We start from the raw sequence: 19,531 nt of genomic DNA, 5'->3' as shown, positions 1-19,531 counted from the left end.
GGCAACCCGGTTCATGGGCACGAAGGGAACAGGTGAGACTCGGTGAAGGGAACCGTGGGCGAGTTGGGGGAGTTCGGGCTCATCAAGGAGCTCACCTCCCGGCTCACCACCACCCCGGCGGTACGCGTCGGGCCGGGTGACGACGCGGCCGTGGTGGCCGCCCCCGACCGCAGGGTCGTGGCGAGCACCGACATCCTCCTGGAGGGACGGCACTTCCGGCGCGACTGGTCCACCGCGTACGACGTCGGCCGCAAGGCCGCCGCACAGAACCTCGCGGACATCGCCGCCATGGGCGCCGTGCCGACCGCACTGCTCCTCGGCCTGGTCGTCCCGGCCGAACTGCCCGCCACCTGGCCCTCCGAGCTGATGGACGGCCTGCGCGACGAGTGCCAGGTCGCGGGCGCGGCCGTGGTCGGCGGAGACGTCGTACGCGGCGACACGATCACCGTGGCGATCACCGCGCTCGGTGATCTGCGCAACCACGAGCCGGTCACCCGGGGCGGCGCACGGCCCGGCGACGTGGTGGCCGTGACGGGCTGGCTGGGCTGGTCCGCGGCCGGGCACGCCGTGCTCTCCCGCGGCTTCCGCTCGCCGCGCGCCTTCGTCGAGGCACACCGCCGCCCGGAACCGCCGTACCACGCGGGCCCCGCGGCGGCCGGGCTCGGCGCGACCTCCATGACGGACGTCAGCGACGGGCTGATCGCCGACCTCGGGCACATCGCCGAGGCCAGCAAGGTACGGATCGACATCCGCTCCGGTGCCGTCGACATCCCCACGCAGATGAACGACATCGGTCAGGCCGTCGGCGTCGACCCGATCCAGTGGGTGCTCACCGGCGGTGAGGACCACGCGATCGTCGCGACCTTCCCGGCGGACGTGAAGCTGCCCGCCCGCTGGAAGGTGATCGGCGAGGTCCTCAATCCGTCGGCGCTGCCCCAGGTCACGGTCGACGGGGCGCCCTGGACCAGCAAGGGCGGCTGGGACCACTTCGGGGACATCGAGTCATGAGCACACCTCCGAGCGGATCTCGCCCCGCCCCGCCCCGCGTACTGACGGTCGCGGGTTCCGACTCCGGTGGCGGCGCCGGGATCCAGGCCGACCTGAAGACCATGCTCGCGCTCGGCGTGCACGGTATGAGTGTGCTCACCGCCGTCACCGCGCAGAACTCCCTCGGTGTACAGGGCGCCTGGGAGCTGCCGGTGGAGGCGGTGCGTGCCCAGTACCGCAGCGTGGTCGACGACATCGGCGTCCAGGCGGTCAAGACCGGCATGCTCTCCTCGGCCGAACTCGTGGAGGCCGTCGCCGCGTTGATCGGCGGCACCGACGCGCCCGCGGTCGTCGACCCGGTCGGCGTCTCCAAGCACGGCGACTCCCTGCTGGCCGCGTCCGCCCTGGACTCCGTACGCACGAAGCTCCTGCCCGTGGCCACGGTGGCGACACCGAACCTCGACGAGGTGGCCCAGCTCACGGGCGTGACGGTCGAGTCGGAGGACGGGATGCGGCGGGCGGCGGCGGCCGTGCTGTCGTACGGGCCCGCCTGGGCGCTGATCAAGGGCGGTCACCTGAGCGGGGACGCGGTGGACTTCCTCACCGACGGCTCCGACGAGCTGTGGCTGCGCGCGCCCCGGTTCGACAACCGGCACACCCACGGCACGGGGTGCACGCTCGCGAGCGCGATCGCCTCCGAGCTGGCGAAGGGCCGGTCGGTACCGGACGCGGTCGTGGCGGCGAAGGAGTACGTCACCGGGGCGATCGCGGCCGGATTCGCGCTCGGGTCAGGGATAGGCCCCGTACATCACGGCTGGCGCTTCACCGCGGAAGCGGAGGCGGAGGCGGCAGCAGAGGCGGCGGCGGAGGAGCCGGGGAACTGAGCGGCCGGGGGAGCCGAGCGGCTGGGCAGCTGAGTGGCCTGGTCGGCTCGGGTACAGCAGAAAGCCGGTCCTCCGTGAGGGGGACCGGCTTTGAGCGGTGGACCAGCAGTGGCTGCGCGCTGTTGCAGAGCGATCAGCGCGAGACCTTGCCGGCCTTGATGCACGAGGTGCAAGCGTTGACGCGCTTCGGCGTCCCGCTGACCACGGTACGGACGCGCTGGATGTTCGGGTTCCAGCGACGGGACGTACGGCGGTGCGAGTGCGAGATGCTGTTGCCGAAGCTCGGCCCCTTGCCACAGACGTCGCAGTTGGCAGCCACGGGTCACTCCAAAGACTTCAGATGCTCTTACGGTGGATCCCGGCATGCCGAGATCAGGATCGTAGGATCTGAGTGGCGCTGCCAGGGGGAAGGCCCGATGAGATCGGGCAACCGGAGCAGCATACAACGACTGCGTCCGTACAACGAAACTACCATGTCCCGCGCGGGGTCCCTCCCGGCCCTCTTCCGGCCGGCACCCCACCTGGGTCTACGCTGCGTCGGACGTTCGGCCGCTCGCTCCGGCCGCTCAGACCGGCTGCTCAAGGAGGCGCAGGTGCCGCAGGTGCCGCAGACATTGGACGCATCCGCGGTACGCGCCTGGTGCGGGCTCGCGCTGGAGGCCCTCGGCCGTGCGCGCGAGGAGATCGACGCGATCAATGTCTATCCCGTCGCCGACGGGGACACCGGCACCAATCTCTATCTGACCGTCGAGTCGGCGGCCGGGGCGGTCGAGGCGGTCTTCGCGGCGCACGCGGCGATGTCCGTCGTCGGCACCCCGCCCGACGGACCGCTGCCCGACGGCCCCCGGATCGACAGCCCCCGGATCGAGCCGCCCACACTCGCCGACGCGGTACGGGCCATGGCGCACGGCGCGCTCATCGGGGCGCGGGGCAACTCGGGGACGATCCTCGCGCAGCTCCTGCGGGGCATGGCGCAGGTCCTCGCCGCGGACACGGGCAGCGAGCGGACCGACGGCCCGGGTCTGCGGCTCGCCCTACGGCACGCGGCCGACGCGGCCAGGCAGGCCGTCGCGCACCCGGTGGAGGGCACGGTCCTCACCGTCGCCTCGGCCGCCGCCGACGCGGCCTCGGGTGCCGAGGGGGACTGCGCGGTGGTCGCGCGGGCCGCGTACGAGGGCGCGCGGGCGGCGCTCGCGGCGACTCCCGGGCAGCTGGCCGTCCTGGAACGCGCCGGAGTGGTCGACGCCGGCGGCCGGGGACTCGTGGCCGTGCTGGGGGCGCTGGTGGAGACGTTCACCGGCGAGGCCCCCACCGTGACCGGGAGAGCGGTGCCGGTACTCGCGTCCCACGCGCGCGTGGAGATCGCGGAGGCGGGGGAGTGCGCGGACGGCGGCCCCGCACCCGCCTCCGCTCCCGTATCCGTCCAGGAGGAGACCGGCCCCGCGTTCGAGGTGATCTACCTCCTGGAGGCGGACGACACGGCCGTGGCGCGGCTGCGCGACCGGCTCGACGCGCTGGGGGACTCGCTCGTCGTGGTCGGCGGGGACGGGCTGTGGAACGTGCACGTGCACGTCGACGACGCGGGCGCGGCCGTGGAGGCAGGCGTCGAGGCCGGGCGGCCGTACCGGATCCGGATCACGCACTTCGGGCCGGCCGACGCGCACACCACGGGCTCGACGGTCCGGCCGGTCCGGGAGAGGGCGCAGCGCGCGGTCGTGGCCGTCGTCCCCGGGGAAGGCCTCGCGCGGCTCTACGCCGAGGCGGGGGCCACCACCGTCCTCGCGCGCCCCGGGGAGCCGCCGGCGAGCGGGGAACTCGTGGACGCGGTACGCCGGGCGCACGCCCTGGAGGTCGTCCTGCTGCCGAACGACGCCGAGCTGCGCCACACGGCCGCGGCGGCGGCCGAGCAGGCCCGCACCGAGGGCGTACGGGTCGCGCTGATCCCCACGCGCTCGGCGGTGCAGGGGATCGCCGCGCTCGCCGTGCACGAGCCCGAGCGGCGCTTCGACGAGGACGTGGTCGCGATGACCTCGGCGGCGGGCGCGACCCGGTATGCCGAGGTGGAGGTCGCGGAACACCAGTCCTGGACCATGGCCGGCATCTGCCAGGCCGGAGACATCCTCGGCCTCATCGACGGCGACGTGGCCGTGATCGGCTCCGACGTCACGGCCACCGCCGAGTCGGTCCTCAACCGGATGCTCTCGGCGGGTGGCGAGATGGTCACCCTGGTCCTGGGCGAAGAGGCCCCCACCACGATCGCCGACCACTTGGAGGCCAAGGTCCGCGAGTCGTACTTGGCTGTGGACACGGTGGTGTACCAGGGCGGCCACCAGGGGGCGCTACTCCTGATCGGCGTGGAGTAACCACTCCCGCCCCTTCAGCGGCGCGGGGAACGGCGCGGCCAACCACGACGCACCGGCAGCGCCCGGCGAGGCCCTGGGGAACGGCGCGAGAGGCCGCAGCGACGCGGCGGGCCCCATCAGGGGCGCGGGGAACGGCGCACCGCAACGCACCCGCAGCGCCCCGCGAGGGAACGGCGGGCCCCGTAAGGGGCGCGGGGAACGGCGCAGTCAGCCACGACGCGCCCGCACCCGGGACTCAGCCCTCTTCGACCGCCCGCAGCAACCGCTCCGCTTCGGCAAGCCGGGCCACCACCACCTCGTCGGAGCCGCCGCCGGCATACGCGTCGCGCACCGCACGCGCCCGCCCCGCCGCCCCCTCCGGGCGCTCAAGATCCGCCTCCAGCCACCCGGCGGCAAGCTGCGCCCCCGTCCGGTCATGGAGGGCGTCCTCGCCGAGCGAGAGGAACCCCGACACGGCCAGCGTGAGATGACCCAGCGCCTCCTCGAACAGGACACGAATCGCCTCGTCGCCGGCGTCCCCGGGCACGGACCGGGCCACCAGGTCACCGAACTGCCGGTGCGTGTGCGCGAGTTCGGCGTCGAGCATCTCGCCCGCCGCATCGTCCTCGGCCCCACCCGCCTCGCACGCGTCGACCGCCCGCGTCATCAACTCCCGCGCCACATCGACCCCCGCGCCCGTCGGCCCGTCGTCCCCCTCGACGTCCTCGGACTCCCCGCGCACCGCGAGCCACGCCCGCGCCCGCAGCGACCGGACCAGCCCGTGGACGTTCCCGAGGGTCAGCCACAGTTCGCCGGCACGCTCGTACGCCTGCCCCGCCTCGCGCAGCAGCCCCGCGTGCCCGAGCGCCTCCGCCGCGAGGTGCGCGAGCGTCGCGTGGTCCTGCTGCTCGGGCCACCGCCGGGCGATGTCGGCCGCCCGGAGCCAGTGCTCGGCGGCCTCACGGTGCTCACCGAGTTCGGTGAGACAGTCGCCGAGCCACCACCGGGTCTGCACGATCGCCCCGTCGCCGTGCGTGTCCGCGCTCAGTTCCGCCAGCGCCGACTCCAGCACCTCCGCGGCCTCCGCCCACCGATCCTGCCGCAGCAGGAAGCCGCCCAGCTGATGCCGCGCCCAGGCGCCCAGCGTGGCGCTCTCGCCGCCCTCGTCGGCCCAGTGCGACGCCTCCAGGGCGTGGTCGGCCGCGGGCCCGAACCGCCCCGTGGCACCGAGTATCTCGGCCAGCTGGAGGTGCAGCTGGGCATGCCCGGTCGCCTCCATGAAGGGCGCCCCGTGCTCCAGCGCCGCCCTGGCCGCCCGCTCGGCCGCCTCGGCGTCGCCCAGATGGCGTGCGAGCCCGGTCAGCCGGGCCTCGTACTCCACCGCGAACCACGGCACCCCGGCCGCGACGAACGCCTCCGAGGCCTCCGTGAGCAGTTCGGCGGCCTTCTCCGCGTCTCCGGAGAGCGCCGCGAGCTCGCCGAGCATCGCCCGGGCCTCCGCGGCGCGCGAGGCGACCAGCAGATCGTCCCCGGCGCCCGGCCCGGCGAGGGCCAGCAGCTCCCGGGCGGAGGTCCTGGCGGCGGCCGAGGCCTTCGATCCGCCTCCGGAGTCACCGCCCGCCCCGCCCCCGTTCGTCCCCGCCGCCTCGTGCACCCGCTGCAGCAGGATGCGAGCCCGCCCGACCAGCACGGACGCGGCCTGCCGAAGCCCGGTCGCGCCCTCCGCGAAGAGCGCGAGCACCAGCTCGTACGGTTCCGAGACCGCGGCCAGCGCCTCCTCGCTCCGGCCGGACAGGGCCAGCGCGTACGCCCCACGCGCGCGTGCCGCCAGTGCCTCGCCCGGGTCGCCCGCCTCCTCGTACAACTCGGCGGCGCGGGCGAACAGTTCCACGCCGTCGGGGCCTAGGCCCATCGCCTCGTGGTCGGTCATCTCCGCCCGGTCGCGAGGAGTCAGCTCCCGGTCCCCGGCGTCCCCGACGGCCTCGGCGACCGCCGCCCACGCCGCCACGGACTCCGGATGCAGCGCCGCGGAGAGCCGCCGGGCCTCGGCGAGCAGCGCGGGAAGATCCGCCCCCGAGCCGGCGCCGGGCGCCGGTGAGGGCCGCACGGGAGCCGTGGCTGTGGCGGTGGCGAGGCCGGTCCGCTCCGCCCGTACCCCCAAAGGCAGGCGTTCCACCAGCGGCTGCCGGTCCATGCGCCGGCGGATACGCTCGCTCACCCGCGTCGTGCCGTTGCGCGCGTCGAAGCGCCCGGCCAGGGAAAGCGCCTCCACGCGCGCGTGGGCGGCGAGTTCGGCCGCCGTCCAGGTGCGCCCCGCCGGACCCGGCACGGTCCGGGTGCCGAGCCCGAGAGAGGTCAGCCGGTCCGCCAGCAGGGCGACCACGGCCAGGAAGTCCATGCGGCTGCGCGGTTCCCCGTTGTCCGTGAAGTACGAGGGCCGCTCCGCGAGCAGTTCCAGCGCGCGGGCCTCGTTGCCGCTGAGCGCGCAGAACTCCACATGGTCCGCGTACGCGCCGCGCATGCTCTCCATGGGGCGCACCAGCCGGAAACCGCGCAAGTGGTGGGCGCGCGCCTCGTCCGTGCGGCCGAGGCGCAGCAGGGGCAGCAGCGAGGACGCGAGGACGGCGTGCGGTTCGTGGGCGCAGGTGTACTCGCCCTCCAGGACCGGCCGCCACAGCTCAAGCGCCTCGGCGTCCGCGCCCCGCTCCGCCCGCCAACCGCCCTGGTCGTGGAGTTCGCAGGCGTGGCAGTCGGCCATCGAGTCCCGGTCCGCGGCGAGCCACGCCGTGTACGCGCGCTCGGCCCGCGCCAGGTCCCCGACCTCCCGGGCCACGGTGAACTCGGCGGCACGCACGGCCCGTTCGGAGTGCCCGGCGAGCCGGTAGCGGTGCTCCATCTCGCCGAGCCACTTCTCTATGGAGGCGAGCGGTATGTGCGGCTGGCCGAGCATCCCCGAGGACACCCACTTGAAGACCCAGTGCAGGGAGTGGATCTCGTACTCGTCGAAGTCCTCGGGCCGTTCGTCCCACATGCGCAGCAGGCGCGCGAAGGGGACGAACATCCGGTCCTTCTCGGAGCTGTAGTTGTAGACCTTCAGCTGGTGGCCCAGCGCCTCGATCACGGCGAGCGGGATGTTCAGCTTCTCGGCCTCGATGAGCAGCTGCTCCGCGCGCGCGTTGCGGGCGGGGCCCTCCGGCTGCTCGTAGTTCTCCTGCATCGCCCGGCGCAGCGCGTCGAAGTCCAGGTCCGTGGGCTCGCTCATCGGTGGCCCTCCTCCGGGGGGTCGTTGTGGGTGGCCCACTCCAGGAGGCCCATGAACGAGCGGTTCAGCAGCGCCGAGTCCGCGGGCCGCAGCGGACGCTGGGCCATCAGCAGGGCCTGTCCGTAGAGCGACTCCGTGGCTGTGCCGATCAGCTCCCGGTCGTCGAGCGAACTGATCCGCCGGATCAGCGGGTTCAGGTGGTTGAGCACCAGACGCGCGCGCGGGGCGGTGCCGCGCAGCGAGCCGAGGATGCCCGCCCACAGGTCGTCGGCCTGCTCCTCGGCGTCCGCGCGGGCCTGCTCGTGGCGGGCCGCCCGGTCGTCCAGGTGCAGGGCGGGAACCGAGAGCGGGTGGAAGGCGCGCAGGACGACATCGCATCCCAGGGGGTCGAGTGTCGCCCGCGCGGCTCCCAGGAAGGCCGACAGGGCCAGCTCCACCGCCGGGTCGACCGCGTCCAGATGGGCGGTCACCGTGTCGGCGTCCAGTTCCGCGACGACCGTCCCCGGGCGCACCGACGGCAGCGCCTCGACCAGTTCGGTGTCGTAGGTGTAGCCGCCGTTGACGACGCCCACGCCCTGCGCTGACGCGATCTGGGCGACCTGCCGGTACTCCTCCACGGTCCGCGTGAAGTGCACCACCGGGTGCCGCCGCGCGAACTCCTCCAGGGACACCCGCCCGTCGGTGGTCTCGAACGGCAGCCACGGCAGCATCGTGCGCAGCATCTCGCGGTCGTGCCGCGCCAGGGACTTCACCCCCAGGTGGTGCACCGAAAGGAAGGCGGCAAGCCGTTCCGGATCGCCGGCCGCGAGCCCCGTCAGCCAGGCCCGGATCCGCTCGCCCAGCGCCTCCCGTACGCCCGCCAGGGTCTCGTCCTCGTACAGCGCCTCCCGGGACGCGGTGGGTCGCAGGCTGTCGGTGTCCAGGACGCAGCGGACGAAGAACGCCCAGTCGGGCAGCAGCTGTTCGGCCCGCTCGGTGAGCAGCATGCCCTTCAGATGGACGCGGTGACCGGCGCGCTGGGCGGGGCTGACCGCCGACGGCAGCACGTACGCCACCCCGCGGATCCCGGCCACCGGCACGTTCAGCTCGATCGAGTCCAGCGGCGTGAACCCGAACAGGTCGTGGCAGTGCCGGGCCAGGGCCACCCGCCGGGCGGCCGGACCGGGATGGGCCCGGTCCCAGGGCGCCGGCAGGTCCGTCACCGCCTCGTCGCCCACCCGGACGTCGTACGGCAGCAGCGAACCGAAGTCCCTGGCCAGTGACAGCACCCGCTCCCCGGCCAGCCAGTCGGCGGCGCCCGGACGGGCCTCCAGGTACACGGTGGTGCCCGGCTCGGTACGGGCCTCGGACGGCAGCGTACGGACCCGGTACGAGCCGTCGTCGGTCGCCGTCCACTCCACGGGCGGCGCGTCGGGCGTACGCGCGCTGCGGCTGACCACCCGGATGCGCTCGGCGACCACGAAGCAGGCGAGCAGACCGATACCGAACTGGCCCAGGAAGTCGGAACGGGCCGACTCCAGGCCGTCGGCCCGCTTGGAACTGCGGCCGATGGTCGCCAGGAGGCTGTGCACGTCCTCCTCCGTGAGCCCGATCCCGGAGTCCTCCACACGCAGGGTGCCGTCCTCGGCGAACAGCCGCACCAGGGCAGGGGCGTCCGGCTGCTCGGCACGCCGGGCGGTGATCGCGTCCACGGCGTTCTGCAGCAGTTCGCGCAGATAGACCTTGGGACTGGAGTAGAGATGGTGGGAGAGAAGGTCCACGAGGCCGCGCAGGTCGACCTGGAACGTATGAGGTGACTGGGATGCCTGAGACGGCTGTGAGGTCTGGGAGTCCATCGTCGCTGCGCCGGTGGGGGGACGTGCGACGGCGCGGGGTCGGGCGGTCCCGTGACGAGGCGACCGCGAACAGTGCCGGAGCCGGACATCCTAGGCCCGGAACGAGCCGTCTGACCAGGGGATTTCCGGTACGTATACGGCATTGTCAGTGGTGTGGTGTGCAATGGATCTCGTGCCCGCGCTCGAAGAACCACTGAAGAAGGTGCTCGGACCCGCCACCGCGAAGGTGATGGCCGAGCATCTCGGCCTGCACACCGTCGGCGACCTGCTGCACCACTATCCGCGCAGATACGAGGAGCGCGGGCAGCTCACGCACCTCGCCGACCTGCCCATGGACGAGCACGTGACGGTGGTCGCCCAGGTCGCCGACGCCCGCCTGCTCACGTTCGCGTCGGCCAAGGCGCCCCGCGGCAAGGGCCAGCGCCTCGAAGTGACCATCACGGACGGCAGCGGCCAGCTCAAGCTGGTCTTCTTCGGCAACGGCGTGCACAAGCCCCACAAGGACCTCCTGCCCGGCACCCGCGCGCTGTTCTCGGGCAAGGTCTCCGTCTTCAACCGCCGCCTCCAGCTGGCCCATCCGGCGTACGAGCTGCTGCGCGGGGAGGACGCGGACGAGACGGTGGACACCTGGGCCGGAGCGCTGATCCCGCTCTATCCCGCGACCGCCAAGCTGGAGTCCTGGAAGATCGCCAAGGCCGTGCAGACGGTACTGCCGAGCGTCCAGGAGGCCGTCGACCCGCGGCCCGAGCAGCTCCGCGAGGGCCGCGGCCTGGTCTCCCTGCCCGAGGCCCTGTTGAAGATCCACCGGCCGCACACCAAGGCGGACATCGAGGACGCCCGCTCCCGCCTCAAGTGGGACGAGGCCTTCGTCCTCCAGGTGGCCCTGGCCCGCCGCCGCCACGCGGACTCCCAACTGCCCGCCGTGGCGAGGAAACCCAAGCAGGACGGACTGCTGACCGCCTTCGACGCGAAGCTCCCCTTCACGCTCACCGAGGGCCAGCAGAAGGTCTCCAAGGAGATCTTCGACGACCTGGCCACGGAACACCCGATGCACCGGCTGCTCCAGGGAGAGGTGGGTTCCGGGAAGACGATGGTGGCCCTGCGCGCGATGCTCGCCGTCGTCGACGCGGGCGGGCAGGCGGCGATGCTCGCCCCCACCGAGGTGCTCGCCCAGCAGCACCACCGGTCGATCACCGAGATGATGGGGGAGCTGGCCGAGGGCGGGATGCTCGGCGGGGCCGAGGACTCCACGAAGGTGGTGCTGCTCACCGGCTCCATGGGCGCGGCGGGACGCCGTCAGGCGCTCCTCGACCTGGTCACCGGCGAGGCCGGGCTCGTCATCGGCACGCACGCGCTGATCGAGGACAAGGTGCAGTTCCACGACCTGGGCCTGGTCGTGGTGGACGAACAGCACCGGTTCGGCGTGGAACAGCGCGACGCCCTGCGGGGCAAGGGCAAACAGCCCCCGCATCTGCTGGTGATGACCGCCACGCCCATCCCGCGCACGGTCGCCATGACCGTCTTCGGCGACCTGGACACCTCGGTCCTGGACCAGCTCCCCGCCGGGCGCTCGCCCATCGCCAGCCATGTCGTCCCGGCCGCGGACAAGCCCCACTTCCTCTCGCGCGCGTGGGAGCGCGTGCGCGAGGAGGTGTCCAACGGCCACCAGGCGTACGTGGTCTGCCCCCGCATCGGCGACGAGGACGACGACCCGAAGAGGTCGAAGAAGAAGCCGTCACCCGAGGACGAGGCGGAGAAGCGTCCGCCGCTCGCCGTCCTGGAGGTCGCCGACCAGCTCGCCAGGGGTCCGCTCCAGGGCCTCAAGGTCGAGGTGCTGCACGGCCGCATGCCCCCGGACGACAAGGACGCCGTGATGCGCCGCTTCGCCGCCGGGGAGACCCACGTCCTGGTCGCCACGACGGTCATCGAGGTCGGGGTGAACGTGCCGAACGCGACCGCGATGGTGATCATGGACGCCGACCGGTTCGGCGTCTCCCAGCTCCACCAGCTGCGCGGCCGCGTCGGCCGTGGGTCCGCGGCCGGCCTGTGCCTGCTGGTCACCGAGATGCCGGAGGCGAGCCCGGCCCGCCAGCGGCTGACCTCGGTGGCGTCGACCCTCGACGGCTTCGAGCTCTCCCGCATCGACCTCGAACAGCGGCGCGAGGGTGATGTCCTGGGCCAGGCCCAGTCCGGGGCCCGTACGTCGCTGCGGATGCTCGCGGTCATCGAGGACGAGGAGATCATCGCGGAGGCCCGCGAGGAGGCGACGGCGGTGGTGTCCGCGGACCCGGACCTCACGCACCTCCCTGGTTTGCGCACGGCGCTCCAGGCGCTGCTGGACGAGGAGCGGGAGCAGTACCTGGACAAGGGTTGAGAGGCGCCGTCCCTGGGGGCTCCGCCCCCACACCCCCGCATCGGCCTGAACGGCCTCGTCCTCAAACGCCGGACGGGCTGAAAGGCAGGGGAACACCCCCGCCTCCCACCCGAGCGCGAGCGCGCCAAAAGCAAGGCGAAGCCGGCTTTTCAGGGGCGCGGGGAACGGCGCGGCCAGCCCCACGCACCCGCACCCGCCCACCGCGCGAAGCACCCCCCACCTGCCAGACTGACCCCGTGACCACCCCCTCCAGCAAGGACCCGCGATGACCCGCGTGATCGCCGGCACAGCAGGCGGCAGGCGCCTGGCCGTCCCGCCGGGTACCGGCACAAGGCCCACCTCCGACCGCGCCCGCGAGGGTCTCTTCTCCACCTGGCAGTCCCTGCTCGGCGGCCCCCTCGAAGGCGACCGCGTCCTCGACCTGTACGCCGGCTCGGGCGCCATCGGCCTGGAGGCGCTGAGCCGAGGCGCAGGCCACACCCTGCTCGTCGAGGCCGACCCCCGCGCCGCCCGCACGATCCGCGAGAACGTGAAATCACTGGGCCTGCCCGGCGCCGAGGTGAGGTCCGGCAAAGCGGAACAGATCATCCGCACCGGCGCCCCGGACACCCCGTACGACCTGGTGTTCCTCGATCCGCCGTACGCCGTCACGGACGACGATCTTCGCGAGATCCTGCTCACACTCCGTGCGGGGGGCTGGCTCGCGGGCCAAGCGCTCGTCACCGTTGAACGCAGTACAAGAGGCGGCGAATTCCGATGGCCGGACGGCTTTGACGCACTGCGCTCCCGCCGCTACGGCGAGGGAACGTTTTGGTACGGTCGCGCCGCCTCTACGTGCGAAGACGCACGATGACCGGACCGGAGAGCGAGGGATCTGAAGTGCGCCGCGCCGTCTGTCCCGGGTCGTTCGACCCGATTACCAACGGACATCTCGACATCATCGCCAGAGCCTCCAAGCTGTACGACGTCGTGCACGTCGCGGTGATGATCAATCAGTCCAAGAAGGGCCTCTTCGAGATCGAGGAGCGCATCGACCTGATCCGCCAGGTCACGGCGGAGTTCGGGAACGTCGAGGTGGAGTCCTTCCACGGCCTCCTCGTCGACTTCTGCAAGGAGCGCGACATCCCGGCCATCGTGAAGGGCCTGCGCGCGGTCAGCGACTTCGACTACGAGCTGCAGATGGCCCAGATGAACAACGGCCTCTCCGGCGTCGAGACCCTCTTCGTGCCGACCAACCCCACCTACAGCTTCCTCTCCTCCTCGCTGGTCAAGGAGGTCGCGACCTGGGGCGGAGACGTCTCCCACCTGGTCCCGCCGCTGGTCCTCGGGGCTCTCACGGAACGCCTCAAGAAGGACTGAGCAAGTCCGGCATCCGGTGTCGGGCGGGGCGGGAGTGGTCGTACAGTCGAACCGTCCGTCTCCATCACAGTTGTAGAGAGTGGCGAGCACACGGTGGACGTGCAGAAGAAGCTCGATGAGATCGTCTCGGCGGTCGGCAACGCCCGCTCGATGCCCATGTCGGCCTCGTGCGTGGTCAACCGCGCCGAGCTGCTCTCCCTGCTCGAAGATGTACGCCAGGCGCTGCCCGGCTCTCTCGCCCAGGCCGAGGAACTGATCGGCGGGCGCGAGCAGATGGTCGAGCAGGCCCGTCTGGAGGCCGAACGGATCGTGGAGTCCGCGCACGCCGAGCGCGGTTCGCTGATCTCCGACACCGAGGTCGCCCGCCGCTCGCAGAACGAGGCCGACCGGATCCTGGCCGAGGCACGCAAGGAGGCCGAGGACGTCCGCGCCGAGGCCGACGAGTACGTCGACTCCAAGCTCGCCAACTTCGAGGTCGTCCTCACCAAGACCCTCGGTTCGGTGGGCCGCGGCCGAGAGAAGCTCCTCGGTACCGGCCCCGGCACCGACGAGCAGGGCTACGAGGACGAGGACGCCCCCGAGCGCAGCCTCGACCCGGAGACCCTGCGCCACAACGCCGACCAGTACGTCGACGCCAAGCTCGGCGCCTTCGAGGCCGTCCTCGCCAAGACCCTGGACGCCGTCGGCCGCGGCCGGCAGAAGCTGCACGGCCGGATCGCCAGCGACGACCTGAGCGACCTGGGCGCCTTCGGCGAGGACGGGACGACCGGCCAGCACACCACCGACGCCGAGTACCTGGACGGCCTCGCGGAGATCCCCGAGCAGGCCGTCAGGCCCCGGGCCGCCGACCGGCCCCAGCCCCCGGCGGAGCTGCCCCACCAGCAGCAGTACGGACAGCAGGACGCGTACGCCTACCAGCAGCAGCCCGCAGACCCGTACGGCTACCAGCAACAGCAGTACGCGCAGCACGACGGGTACGGCTACCAGCAGAACGCCGATCCGTACGCCGCCTACCCGCAGCAGGGCTACGACCAGCAGGGCGCGTACGACCAGAGCGGGCAGCAGCAGGCGTACGGCCAGGCCCCGCAGACGCCCCAGGCGCCTCAGCCGCAGGAGAACGCGCTCGACGAGACCAGTCTCTTCGACACCACCATGATCAGCGCGGAGCAGCTGCGGGCGTACGAGCAGGGGCGCTGACCGGAGCCCTCGAGGGGCCCCGGGAGGGGCGCGGGCACCGGATTGGGCCGAGAGCGAAAGGTCCAGTATCCTGGCTCTTCGGTCGTGTGCACGTCCGCGATCACCGCTGCCCGGGATCACCGAGGGCAGTACCCCGAGTTTCGAGATCGAAAGCAGGAATGGCTCTGAACGCCCGCCTCGACCACCGCAACCCTCTCGTGTTCGACACACACGAGCTGGGGCGGCGTCCCGGTGCGCTGCAGCGCCTGACCCGCGAGATCGACGCTCCCAAGGACCTCGGTCTGCAGGGAGTCATCGGAGTGCCGGAAGGCGCGCCGGTGAAGCTCGATCTCCGTCTTGAGTCGGTCATGGAAGGGGTGCTTGTCACAGGCACCGCCCATGCACTGGCCAAGGGGGAGTGCGTAAGGTGTCTGGAGCCGGTCGAGCAGCAGCTCGAAACGGATTTCCAGGAGATGTTCTCGTACCCTGACGCCGACGACCGGGGCCGTGTCAAAGCGGAGCCGGCCGACGACGCCGAGGACGACGAGGACACACTCTTCATCGAGGACGGCTTGTTCGACCTCGAACCCGTGCTGCGTGATGCGGTGGTGCTCGCACTACCGATGCAGCCGGTGTGCCAGGACGACTGCCCGGGTCTGTGCTCCCAGTGTGGAGCACGGCTCGCGGACGACCCGGACCACCATCATGACGCCGTCGACATCCGTTGGGCGGCACTGCAAGGACTCGCCGGTTCACTCGAAGATGGCGAGAAGGACGAGTTGGGCGGCGGCGCGATTCCATCAGCGCCCGTCGACGAGAAGCAGGAGAAGTAGCCGTGGCTGTTCCGAAGCGGAAGATGTCGCGCAGCAACACGCGCCACCGCCGGTCGCAGTGGAAGGCTGCGGTCCCCAACCTGGTTGCGTGCGAGCGCTGCCACGAGCCCAAGCTGCAGCACATCGCGTGCCCTGCTTGTGGCACCTACAACAAGCGCCAGGTCCTCGAGGTCTGAGCGGCTGGTGAGAGGCACTGTGTCTAGCCCCAAGAAGGCGGACGACGCCAAGGCGGAAGTCAGCGCCAAGAAAAAGGCGGAGAACACAGCCTCGTCCCACACCCTTCTGGAAGGGCGGCTCGGGTACAAACTTGAGTCCGCCCTTCTGGTGCGTGCACTGACCCACCGTTCGTACGCGTACGAGAACGGCGGTCTGCCGACCAACGAGCGTCTGGAGTTCCTCGGGGACTCCGTACTCGGCCTCGTCGTCACGGACACGCTGTACACGACCCACCCTGACCTGCCCGAAGGCCAGCTGGCCAAGTTGCGGGCCGCGGTGGTCAACTCGCGTGCGCTTGCGGAGGTGGGCCGTGAGCTCGACCTCGGCTCCTTCATCCGGCTCGGCCGGGGCGAAGAGGGCACAGGTGGCCGGGACAAGGCGTCCATCCTCGCCGACACCCTCGAAGCGGTGATCGGCGCTGTCTATCTCGACCAGGGTCTGGACGCGGCGGGCGAACTCGTCCACCGTCTCTTCGATCCCCTGATCGAGAAATCCTCGAATCTGGGTGCGGGCCTGGACTGGAAGACCAGTCTCCAGGAACTCACGGCGACCGAGGGGCTCGGGGTTCCCGAGTACCTGGTCACCGAGACCGGCCCGGACCATGAGAAGACCTTCACTGCTGCTGCCCGCGTCGGAGGCGTCTCGTACGGCACCGGCACCGGCCGCAGCAAGAAGGAGGCGGAGCAGCAGGCCGCGGAGTCCGCTTGGCGGGCCATCCGCTCCGCCGCGGACGAGCGGGCCAAGGCGGCCGCCGCCGCAGAAGCGGAAGCACCGCCGGCCGCGGTCGAGGAAGAGGCCCCCGAAGCCTCCCCCACGACAACGTCCGACCCAGCCTCCGCCTGACCCACCCGCAGCCCAGGCTGCAGTGCATTTGCCCGCCCCCGGTTCACCGAGGGCGGGCGAACTCATTTGCCCCACCCCCGGCCACCCAGGGACGCGGGGAACGGCGCAATCTTCGGCTTTTTGCTTTTGGGGGCGCGGGGAACGGCGCAGTCTTTAGCTTTTGGGGGCGCGGGGAACGGCGCAGTCTTTAGCTTTCAGGGGCGCGGGGAACGGCGCGGCGGGCCCGCACCCACCCGCACCCGCCACCGCCTCAGCGCAACGCAAACGTTCAAAACCGCCCACCCCTCCGGAGGAGAACCCGTGCCAGAACTGCCCGAGGTCGAGGTCGTAAGGCGAGGCCTCGAACGCTGGGTCAGCGGCCGAATCGTCGCGGACGCCGACGTACTCCACCCCCGAGCCGTCCGCCGCCACATCGCCGGCGGCGAGGACTTCGGCGCCCGCCTCAAAGGACACCGCGTCGGACTGGTCCAGCGCCGCGGCAAGTACCTCTGGCTCCCGCTCGCGGACTCTGCGACCGCCGTGCTCGCCCACCTCGGCATGAGCGGCCAGCTCCTCGTCCAGCCGCAGGACGCGCCGGACGAGAAGCACCTGCGCATCCGCGTCCGCTTCGAAGACGACCTCGGCACGGAACTCCGCTTCGTCGACCAGCGCACCTTCGGCGGACTCTCCCTCCACGAGACCACCCCCGACGGACTCCCCGACGTCATCGCGCACATCGCCCGCGACCCCCTGGACCCGCTGTTCGACGACGACGCGTTCCACCAGGCGCTGCGACGTCGGCGTACGACCGTCAAACGCGCCCTGCTCGACCAGTCGTTGATCAGCGGCGTCGGCAACATCTACGCGGACGAGGCGCTGTGGCGCGCGCGGCTCCACTACGAGCGCCCCACCACCGGGTTCACGCGCCCGCGCACGGCCGAACTCCTCGGCCACGTACGGGATGTGATGAACGCGGCGCTCGCCGTCGGCGGCACCAGCTTCGACAGCCTCTACGTCAACGTGAACGGCGAGTCGGGCTACTTCGACCGCTCGCTCGACGCGTACGGGCGTGAGGGCGAGCCGTGCCGGCGCTGCGGCACCGTGATGCGGCGCAGGCCGTGGATGAACCGGTCCAGCTATTTCTGCCCGCGCTGTCAGCGTCCGCCGCGCGCGGTGTCGTAGCGCTCACGCGCCGCCAGTACCTCGTCCATGCGCCCCTCGACGAAGTGGATGAGGCCCAGCAGCCGTCCGGCGACCTCGTGGCCCAGCGGCGTCAGTTCGTAGTCCACCCGCGGCGGGTTCGTCGGCTGCGCGTCCCGGTGCACCAGCCCGTCGCGCTCCAGCGCCTGCAAGGTCTGGGAGAGCATCTTCTCGCTCACGCCGTCGACGCGCCGGCGCAGTTCGTTGAAGCGCAGCGACCCCTCGGACAGCGCCCCCAGCGTGAGCGCGCCCCAGCGCCCCGTGACGTGTTCGAGGGTGCCCCGAGAGGGACATGCCTTGGCGAACACGTTGTACGGGAGGTCAGGGTTGTCCACGAGATCCACGTTTTGAGCGTACTCCCACGCAGCGCTCACCAGAAGGGCGCACTAACTAGAAGTTAGCGCGCCCTTTCTGTGTACCGCCTACGCGTGCCCCGGCTAGTAGCCGAAGTCCTGTGTCCACCACGGGCCGCCCGAGCCGAAGTGTGCTCCGACGCCCAGGGTCTTGAAGTCGCAGTTCAGGATGTTCGCGCGGTGGCCGGGGCTGTTCATCCAGGCCTCCATCACCGCGGCGGCGTCGGCCTGGCCGCGGGCTATGTTCTCGCCGCCCAGGTTCGCTATGCCGAGCTTCTCCGCCCGGTCCCAGGGGGAGGCCCCGTCCGGGTCCGTGTGGTCGAAGAAGCCCCGCGCGGCCATGTCCTCGCTGAAGGACTCGGCCAGCGCGGCCAGCGAGCTGGACGCGGTCACCGGGCTGCAGCCGGCCTTGGCCCGCTCGTCGTTGACCAGCGAGAGGACCGCGGCCTCGGCCGTGGACGGCGCGGCCGCCTCCTTCGGCGGAGTCGTCTTGGGGGCCTTCGTCGCCGGAGCCTTCGTGGCCGGCTTCTCCTCCGTCTCCGTCTTCGACTCCTTGGACGGAGCCTTGGTGGACGGGGTCGCGGAGGGCTTCTCGGCGGCCTTCTCCGGAGCCTTCGTGGGCGAGACGGACGGCGACGAGGGGGAGCGTTCCAGGTCACGGCTCGTGCCCGGGTCCACGCGGTCGTCCGCGGAACCGTTCGTGCCGCCCTGGGTCTCCACGTCGCTCGGGGTGTCCTGGGCGCGCACCTTGTCCGCGCCGCCGCCGATGGAGAGGGAGTCGCTGCCGGGTATCACCCCGGAGGCGACGGCCACGGCACCCATCGCGACGGCGGCCGAGACACCGAGCAGACCGGTGCGTACGGGCGTCGCGCCCTTCCTGCGGCGGCGCTGGCCCCCTCGCCGGGGGCCACGGTCGGGCGTGTAGTCGTCCGCCGCGTGGCCGGCGGGCTCGTCCCCGGTGAAGAGGTAGGCGTCGCTCTTCGAGTAGAGGTCGCCCGTCTCGTGGATGCCGCCCGGCGAGTCGTACAGGCCCGCGGTCGAGTAGGGACCGCCGGTCAGGTAGTCCCCGGCGGTGCGGTGGTCACCCGCGGTGGCGTAGTCGCCCAGGCTCGGATAGTCGCCCAGGCTCACGTAACGGCTCGCGTCATCCGTCGCGTGGCCGCCCGTGTACGTCTCGTACGTGTCTGTGACCCCGGTGGCGCGGCCTGTGGCGGCGCGGCCGGCGGCGGAGCGTCGGTGGCGTCCCATCTCCTGGCCTTCCTCATCCTTGCGGTCAACGTTCCTCACCCGAACGAGTGAGGCTCATTGGGTCGGGACGGTACCCCATGGCGCAAGGGGAGGAAGTGCTCCGAGAGCAATTGGCCGGTTAGCGTGCAGCCATGAGTGAGCATACGAGGCTGGTCGCCTGGGTACGCGGGCGCGTGCAAGGGGTGGGTTTCCGCTGGTACACGCGAGCCAGGGCCCTGGAGATCGGTGGCCTGAGTGGTTTTGCTCTCAATTTGGAGGACGGAAGGGTCCAGGTGGTCGCTGAGGGCCCCCGGGAGGGGTGTCAGGGGTTGCTGGAGTGGCTCATGGGAGACGACACGCCGGGCCGGGTCGACGGAGTGACTGAGATCTGGGACACGCCCCGTGGCGGCTACGACGGCTTCGCCATCCGGTGAGATCCACTCGGCGGAGGCGGTCGCGGCCCTCCTCGACGTGAGCGCGGGGCGCGCGCCGGGTACCCGTTCCGGAGAGAAAGCCCCAGGTGGTTGCCAAGAAACCACCAGCCGTGGCAGGCTCCGCGGACAAGGATGATCTCCACGCCCCAGGGGCCCCGACACAGAGGCCGCGCCGCCCGTTCCGAGGCCGCGCGCCGAGGGTTGCCCGCCAATACGGGGCGTGATCG

Annotated in this window: 16 protein-coding genes and 1 pseudogene; 12 read left to right on the top strand and 5 right to left on the bottom strand. The window is 71.8% G+C overall.

The features are described from left to right. Nucleotides 1-42: 42 nt before the first annotated feature. Both IE278_RS24745 and thiD read left to right on the top strand, forming a co-directional pair. On the top strand, nucleotides 43-1,008 hold the full coding sequence (locus tag IE278_RS24745; protein ID WP_189775452.1) for a thiamine-phosphate kinase: 966 nt from the start codon (nucleotides 43-45) through the stop codon (nucleotides 1,006-1,008). Next, nucleotides 1,005-1,871: a bifunctional hydroxymethylpyrimidine kinase/phosphomethylpyrimidine kinase gene (gene thiD, locus IE278_RS24740; protein WP_189775451.1), complete on the top strand. Its 867-nt coding sequence runs from the start codon at nucleotides 1,005-1,007 to the stop codon at nucleotides 1,869-1,871. The genes IE278_RS24745 and thiD overlap by 4 nt, the downstream gene beginning before the upstream one ends. Before the next feature lie 133 nt (nucleotides 1,872-2,004). Here thiD and rpmB read toward each other — a convergent pair whose 3' ends face one another. After that, on the bottom strand, nucleotides 2,005-2,190 hold the full coding sequence (rpmB, locus tag IE278_RS24735) for a 50S ribosomal protein L28 (protein WP_107021922.1): 186 nt from the start codon (nucleotides 2,188-2,190) through the stop codon (nucleotides 2,005-2,007). Between the two features lie 274 nt (nucleotides 2,191-2,464). On the opposite strand from rpmB, the gene IE278_RS24730 reads away from it, so the two are divergent. Next, nucleotides 2,465-4,234, top strand: a complete 1,770-nt coding sequence (locus IE278_RS24730) for a DAK2 domain-containing protein (RefSeq protein WP_189775450.1) — start codon at nucleotides 2,465-2,467, stop codon at nucleotides 4,232-4,234. 235 nt (nucleotides 4,235-4,469) lie between these two features. On the opposite strand, the gene IE278_RS24725 is transcribed toward IE278_RS24730, so the two are convergent. Beyond that, complete coding sequence (locus tag IE278_RS24725) at nucleotides 4,470-7,475, bottom strand: tetratricopeptide repeat protein (protein WP_189775449.1); 3,006 nt, start codon at nucleotides 7,473-7,475, stop codon at nucleotides 4,470-4,472. Then, nucleotides 7,472-9,310, bottom strand: coding sequence for an HSP90 family protein (locus tag IE278_RS24720; RefSeq protein WP_189775448.1), 1,839 nt, complete (start codon nucleotides 9,308-9,310; stop codon nucleotides 7,472-7,474). The genes IE278_RS24725 and IE278_RS24720 overlap by 4 nt, the downstream gene beginning before the upstream one ends. 163 nt (nucleotides 9,311-9,473) lie before the next feature. Here IE278_RS24720 and recG point away from each other — a divergent pair, with 163 nt between their 5' ends. The 8 genes and pseudogenes from recG to mutM all read left to right on the top strand — a co-directional run bounded on the left by recG (nucleotide 9,474) and on the right by mutM (nucleotide 17,272). Next, nucleotides 9,474-11,684, top strand: coding sequence for an ATP-dependent DNA helicase RecG (recG, locus tag IE278_RS24715; RefSeq protein WP_189775447.1), 2,211 nt, complete (start codon nucleotides 9,474-9,476; stop codon nucleotides 11,682-11,684). 256 nt (nucleotides 11,685-11,940) lie between these two features. Continuing rightward, nucleotides 11,941-12,537, top strand: a pseudogene (rsmD, locus tag IE278_RS24710) (16S rRNA (guanine(966)-N(2))-methyltransferase RsmD); the annotation flags it as partial. A 26-nt stretch (nucleotides 12,538-12,563) separates the two neighbouring features. Further along, the gene (gene coaD / locus IE278_RS24705) at nucleotides 12,564-13,043 is read left to right on the top strand and encodes a pantetheine-phosphate adenylyltransferase (RefSeq protein WP_189775483.1); all 480 of its coding nucleotides are present in this window, start codon (nucleotides 12,564-12,566) and stop codon (nucleotides 13,041-13,043) included. A gap of 93 nt (nucleotides 13,044-13,136) precedes the next feature. Next, nucleotides 13,137-14,240: a F0F1 ATP synthase subunit B gene (locus tag IE278_RS24700; protein ID WP_189775445.1), complete on the top strand. Its 1,104-nt coding sequence runs from the start codon at nucleotides 13,137-13,139 to the stop codon at nucleotides 14,238-14,240. A 158-nt stretch (nucleotides 14,241-14,398) separates the two neighbouring features. After that, nucleotides 14,399-15,052, top strand: coding sequence for a YceD family protein (locus tag IE278_RS24695; protein ID WP_189775444.1), 654 nt, complete (start codon nucleotides 14,399-14,401; stop codon nucleotides 15,050-15,052). A gap of 2 nt (nucleotides 15,053-15,054) precedes the next feature. Continuing rightward, complete coding sequence (gene rpmF, locus IE278_RS24690) at nucleotides 15,055-15,228, top strand: 50S ribosomal protein L32 (RefSeq protein WP_033321093.1); 174 nt, start codon at nucleotides 15,055-15,057, stop codon at nucleotides 15,226-15,228. A gap of 7 nt (nucleotides 15,229-15,235) precedes the next feature. After that, complete coding sequence (gene rnc, locus IE278_RS24685; protein ID WP_246570575.1) at nucleotides 15,236-16,111, top strand: ribonuclease III; 876 nt, start codon at nucleotides 15,236-15,238, stop codon at nucleotides 16,109-16,111. Nucleotides 16,112-16,411: 300 nt separating this feature from the next. After that, nucleotides 16,412-17,272: a bifunctional DNA-formamidopyrimidine glycosylase/DNA-(apurinic or apyrimidinic site) lyase gene (gene mutM / locus IE278_RS24680; protein WP_189775442.1), complete on the top strand. Its 861-nt coding sequence runs from the start codon at nucleotides 16,412-16,414 to the stop codon at nucleotides 17,270-17,272. Here mutM and IE278_RS24675 read toward each other — a convergent pair. Both IE278_RS24675 and IE278_RS24670 read right to left on the bottom strand, forming a co-directional pair. After that, nucleotides 17,245-17,634, bottom strand: coding sequence for a winged helix-turn-helix transcriptional regulator (locus IE278_RS24675; protein WP_189775441.1), 390 nt, complete (start codon nucleotides 17,632-17,634; stop codon nucleotides 17,245-17,247). The two genes, mutM and IE278_RS24675, sit on opposite strands and share 28 nt — an antisense overlap. Nucleotides 17,635-17,727: 93 nt before the next feature. Continuing rightward, nucleotides 17,728-18,891, bottom strand: coding sequence for a CAP domain-containing protein (locus tag IE278_RS24670; RefSeq protein ID WP_189775440.1), 1,164 nt, complete (start codon nucleotides 18,889-18,891; stop codon nucleotides 17,728-17,730). A 131-nt stretch (nucleotides 18,892-19,022) separates the two neighbouring features. Between IE278_RS24670 and IE278_RS24665 the strand changes: the two genes are divergently transcribed. Next, nucleotides 19,023-19,304 carry an acylphosphatase gene (locus tag IE278_RS24665; protein WP_189775439.1) on the top strand — a complete coding sequence of 94 codons (282 nt, stop codon included), beginning with the start codon at nucleotides 19,023-19,025 and terminating at the stop codon, nucleotides 19,302-19,304. Nucleotides 19,305-19,531: the final 227 nt, after the last annotated feature.

The organism is Streptomyces tauricus, from assembly GCF_014650955.1.
Classification (GTDB): Bacteria; Actinomycetota; Actinomycetes; order Streptomycetales; family Streptomycetaceae; genus Streptomyces; species Streptomyces tauricus.
This window is presented reverse-complemented; position numbering and strand designations above follow the sequence as displayed.